The organism is Sulfitobacter sp. CW3, assembly GCF_019392245.1.
Lineage (GTDB): Bacteria > Pseudomonadota > Alphaproteobacteria > Rhodobacterales > Rhodobacteraceae > Sulfitobacter.
On the sequence record NZ_JAHXRL010000253.1, the window covers coordinates 1 to 268 of the forward strand.

Here is a 268-nt window from a genome sequence, read left to right on the forward strand (position 1 = left end):
GCAGGCCCCATAGGGCCGCGCGGATCAGTCGGGCGGTGTCGCTGGTGCCGATCGTCAACCGCACGTGCAGGGTCGCGTAATACTGCGCATCCTCGGGCTTGTGCCGGTTGGTGGTGAGCATCACCAGCACGGCGGCGGTCGCCAAGCCCTGCGCGCGCATCTTCTGCGCCGCATAGGAGGCATAGGTGGTCAACGCCTCGGCCAGCTCGTCCAAACCCTCCACGGCCCGGCCGAAGCTGGGTGAGCAGCATATCGTTTTGCAGTCGGG

The 268-nt window shown here is 67.2% G+C and carries 1 pseudogene; it reads right to left on the reverse strand.

Going from position 1 to position 268, the window contains the following annotated elements:
- Positions 1-214, reverse strand: a pseudogene (locus KZZ06_RS20965) (Y-family DNA polymerase); the annotation flags it as partial.
- Between the last annotated feature and the right edge of the window lie 54 nt (positions 215-268).